The organism is Bacteroidales bacterium (assembly GCA_031275285.1).
GTDB lineage: Bacteria > Bacteroidota > Bacteroidia > Bacteroidales > UBA4181 > JAIRLS01.
Genome location: JAISOY010000114.1, coordinates 1 through 4993, shown reverse-complemented (window position 1 = coordinate 4993; position 4993 = coordinate 1). Strand labels below are relative to the sequence as shown.

The 4993-nt window shown below is 39.0% G+C and carries 3 protein-coding genes; 1 reads left to right on the top strand and 2 read right to left on the bottom strand.

Annotation, left to right across the window (positions count from 1 at the left end; translation table 11 throughout):
• Positions 1 to 57 precede the first annotated feature (57 nt).
• On the top strand, positions 58 to 1107 hold the full coding sequence (locus LBQ60_11950; protein MDR2038626.1) for a DUF1080 domain-containing protein: 1050 nt from the start codon (positions 58 to 60) through the stop codon (positions 1105 to 1107).
• A gap of 89 nt (positions 1108 to 1196) precedes the next feature.
• Here the strand turns inward: LBQ60_11950 and LBQ60_11945 are convergent, their stop codons facing one another.
• Entirely contained in the window at positions 1197 to 1988 is a 792-nt protein-coding gene (locus tag LBQ60_11945; GenBank protein ID MDR2038625.1) for a hypothetical protein, read from the bottom strand.
• A gap of 4 nt (positions 1989 to 1992) precedes the next feature.
• On the bottom strand, positions 1993 to 4993 hold a 3001-nt coding region (locus LBQ60_11940), incomplete at its 5' end, for a hypothetical protein (GenBank protein MDR2038624.1).

Here is a 4993-nt window from a genome sequence, read left to right as displayed (position 1 = left end):
TGGGAATTACACTAGAAATTAATGGTCGTGATATAATATTTTATAGAGGTTAACTATATGTCATACTACGTTGGGCAAAAAGTAAAAGGTAAAATAACGGGAATTCAGCCTTACGGTGCCTTTGTGGCACTTGACGAACATACGCAAGGGCTAATCCATATTTCTGAATGTAAATCAGGGGTTGTGCGAGATTTGAAGCATGAGCTCGCTCTTGGTAAAGAGGTAGAAGTGGTGATTATGGATATTGAACAATACAACGGCAAGATTAGCTTGTCGTTGCGTCAAGAAGATATGCATGTATATTCGCAGGCGCCCTTAATAAAAAACACCAACCTTCGCAAGCGTTTTTGGACAAATTATCATCTGGATTATGGTTTTTCGCCAATTGCAAATCAAAAAGAAGAATGGATACCATTATTCAACGGGGAAAACCTTAATGGTTGGACTGTCAAGATTACCGGCTATCCTGCCGGAGAAAATTTTGGAAATACTTTCCGGGTAGAAGATGGATTAATGAAAGTCCGTTATGATGCTTATGATAATTTTGGTGAGCGTTTCGGGCATATTTTCACCCAACAGAAATTTTCCCACTACAAGCTTCGTGTTGAGTACCGTTTTGTGGATGAACAGGTAGAAGGAGGTCCCGGATGGGCTTACCGCAACAGTGGGGCCATGCTTCATTGTCAGTCTCCCGAATCAATGGCCATAGATCAGGATTTCCCTGTTTCGGTGGAAGCACAGATGTTGGGAGGAAACGGGAAAGACGAGCGGACAACCGGTAATGTCTGCACTCCCGGAACAGAAATATTCATGAATGATCAACCTTATAAAGGACATTGTTATTCTTCCCATTCCAAGACATATCATGGTGACCAGTGGGTGACGCTGGAAATGATCGTCCATGGGGATAGTATTGTGCATCATGTAATGGAAGGTGATACCATTCTGACTTATACCAGATTAACAGTTGGAGGCGGAAATGTAAGTCCTAAACCGGATATTCCGGATGGACCTTTATCTGAAGGATATATTTCACTGCAATCCGAAAGTCATCCTGTTGATTTTAGAAAAGTGGAAATATTGGATTTAACTCCTAAAAAGAAATAATTCCTAACAAATTATAATATTGCAGTTGGTTTGGAGGCTTGACGTTCGGGCAGGACATACCTTTTCCATTATTTTAAGGTATTAATGATCTATCCGTCATGTTCAACTCCTATTCCAGTCAATATTCTATATTCTGCCCATTGCGCATTAGTTATCGCTTCAATTTTTTCTATGATAGAAGGCAATATTTCAAAATGATTTTTTACTCTTTCCTGTTCCATAAGGGAAACTCCCGAATCATCATTTTTACTCCAGTATTTATAGTAAGCTTCCCGATAATATTCATCATATATTACTTGAGCAGGCCGTAAATCGTCACCTATTAGTCTCGAAAGGATAACATCTTCATAAAACATTATAAATGCTCCACCTGGATTTGTACCTGCTGCCGGAGAAAAGTTTACATTTCTTTTTGTATCATATTTCTCAAATGTATTTCTGAAGATATCACGGATATTTACCAGATTTTTATATTTATCAAACCATGGCAGCATGTGTCCTGTTACAAGGCGTTCAAGCTCATATTCAGCCTGCTCTAAGGTTATGGCACGAGTATGCCAGGGTACGGCATCCTTAAAGTATATTGTACCTACATAATCACTATCAGGCCAATCCAGAAACGCCATGGATGTGATCAAGTCAATTAAACCGTACCCAACTGTAAACCCGGTTATATCCTTAAATAATTTTTCAAAATTTTCATTATTAATAAGGTATCTAAAAGAAATACTTTCTTTTTTTGTATTAGCGAATATCACGTTAAACACATATTTTTCACTAATCTGGTAGAATGTCATATCCTTTTTTTTGAAATTAAAACCAAATTCACTCATTATGTTGGTTGCATACATCATGAAACTGTCGTAAAACTTATTTTCCATTATTTTAAGGTATTAATGATCCATCTGTCATGGATAGTTTGTGCATATTTAATATTTTTCCAGATTTTTCTATAATATTCGTTCCAATATCTTCGGAATCAAGGACAAAATTAGCTTTAGACCCATGAGGAATAAGCTGTCCCTCACGACCTTCTAATATTTCCTTTAGCATTTTTTGTTGTTCGGATAGCATCGATTCAATCTTATTACTTGCATTGCCGGTAGCTTTTACCTCAATAAAAGTATATATTCCATCTTTTCTTCCAAAACCATCAGCAACCGATTCCAGTTGATACCAGCCATCCATTCCATCTACCCTTTTCAAACTTGGTACAAGATTTTCAAGCCGGGCTATTTCATCGGCGCTGGGTTTGAAGCGTACTGTTACAGAAACCTGACTGGCAAAAGCTTCATATTTACTTGTTAGAGTTTGAAGATAGTCAGCTTCCCAACGAAGAGCAGTATTAAACCTGTCCAGCAAATTTCTGGTTTCCTGACTGTAATTACTCCATTTTTCTATCATCTTGGGATCGTCAAGATATTTCAGATAAATAGCCCTGAGATCATTGAATTCATCCAGAGATAACGTATTTGCAACTTTATGGAACTGGAAAAGTTGCATCACATCCGGTTTGTCAAGTATTAATTTGTAAAAATCCGCATCGGCTAACAGGTCATCCACAAATCTCATTCTTGTCGTGGGCGTAAATTCAGCTAACTGATCGGCAATTTTTTTAAAATCCTGTTTTTCTGATAATTTTTGTAGTTTTTCAGCAAATTCTTTCAGTTTGCTTGTCGGAATAGCTTCTGCAACTTTTTCACCTCCGGGTATTCTTTTTAATATGTCTACCATCTCATTGGCTAAATCATTTCCGACTTTTCCGGCACTTTTCGCCCAGCCGGTTCCTATAAAAATAGAAGCGATTTCTACAGTTCCTTTACTGATGGTATAAGGCCGCTTCTCTTCATCGTTCATGGATGCTACAAAATCATCCTTTATGCCGGTGATTAATTGCTGAAATCCATTTGCCGTAAATATTTGTGTGAAGGCTTGCCGCTTTTCTTCATTAAAAGCAATTTCTCCTGTCGTTTTTATAAGTATCGGGACGGCTAATATTTCACCGATAAGTCCATCGGTTACGCCTGCCGGTATTGAAGGAATATCAAATTTATTTTCGTAATGTGCCCGACCTTCGGCACGACTGTACCACATACCTTGAGGAATGACACTTTCTTCCCAGATATTTTTACCGATTTTTCCAGCAATTTGAACGGTAGAAACATGGGTACCTATTAGGGTACTTGCTAATGCCTTTAATCTTTTCGCAAAATCGACCTTTTCCCCCTTAAGTTCATTCATTGCTGCCAATGAACTTGTCCTTAATAATTCCAAGTCAATATCTAATTCTCCTGCTTTTTGATGAAGCGCAGGCGCTAATTTTGAACCCTGGAAGAAACGGTCGGAAATTATTTCTGATATATGTACTTCTTTATTAGCATGGTCAATATGGTAAGAAAGGTTTATATCAGCAAGATCGGCGCCTGAAAGTCCGGGAGTGCTGACTGTTGCCTCCTGTCCAAGACTATTACTTATATTAACCTGTATTTTTATATCTGAAAAATAAGGTATATTCAAATTTTCCGAAATAGCACTAACCACTTCATCGATACTGATACCAATATTATCGACCAAAATTTTGGTTTCGTAATATCGGTCGGTGATACAATTCGAAATATCATTTGATAGTTTTGCCAGAAGTTCAGAAGAATTAAATAAGTCCTCTTCTGAACAGTAAGCGGTGTAATCCTGGGTAAGATCACATGAACTAATATTATTGTTATTTTGGATAAGCAATAGTTGTTTTTTAGAACCTAACGAATTGCGGATGTTTATTAAGTCTTTTTCTTGGATATCTGAAATTAGAGTGGGATCCTGACCTGAATATATCTCATTTATTATAGGATTATTTTCTGAAGTTTTACTTATAATATTTATACCTCCGGTTTGATGATCTATAGAGCCAATTATTACATTATAATTACCGAATTTATAACCCTCAACAATAATTTCACAATTAACTAAAAAGGCGAAGCTTTGAGTACCTGTGCTTCGCATCATGGCTAAAAGTTTTGCATAATCAAATTCTTCTTTATTTGCAGCTTTCATCCCATCCTGATCGCGGTCAAATACACCCTGCGCTATTCCCGGGTCGCTCAACAGGTCCCATTGCCATTTGGCCAGGTGGGTTTTGCCGGAATAATCCATCAGGTTGTCGGTAACGCCCCGTGTAATACCGTAATCCTTATCAAAGGTATGTTTCAGCAGTAACCGCCCGTGCCCCAGTTCATGGGCAATGGTATTGAGTATTTCCTTGTCGCTCTGAAAATCCTTTGTAAAGATGTATCCGAACTGTCCGCCGCGCGGCATAAAACCCGCAGCATCGCGTTCCATCGTGCTGCCGCTGTATTTCAGCACAAATACATAATTGGCCGTGGCATCGATCTGCCCGTTTTTGTAGTTGTCGGCGAAATCGGCGTTCATTTTCCGCATCTCCTCCGTATAACTGCTCAGTAACCCACTGTTCTTTTCAAAGAATTTGTTCTCCCCGAAATAGCTGTATCCTTTTTCTTCGCTTACCTCCCAGGCAATACCTACCGGACCGTAGATGTCTTTCAGGGTTTGCCGTATGGCGGAGATATCTACATCCGTTTCATTCACAGGTACAATAGTCACTTTATAGGTTTGTTCCCTGTAGGATACTACCGATAATTTACCAAAGTTCAGAAAGCCCCCTCCAGCTCCCCCCTGAGGGGAGGGATAGACCGCATATATTTCCTGTCCGTCGCCCGCTTCGCCGCCTATAAGATTAATGGTGTATACCCCGTTTTGGTATTCGCTCTTGAATTCAGTACCCCCGGGCGTTTTAAAAATTACCTTTTCAGGGTCTATATCGCCGTTGTTAATCTCTATGGTCGCTTCCACCACATCGCTTTTCCCCTGTGGC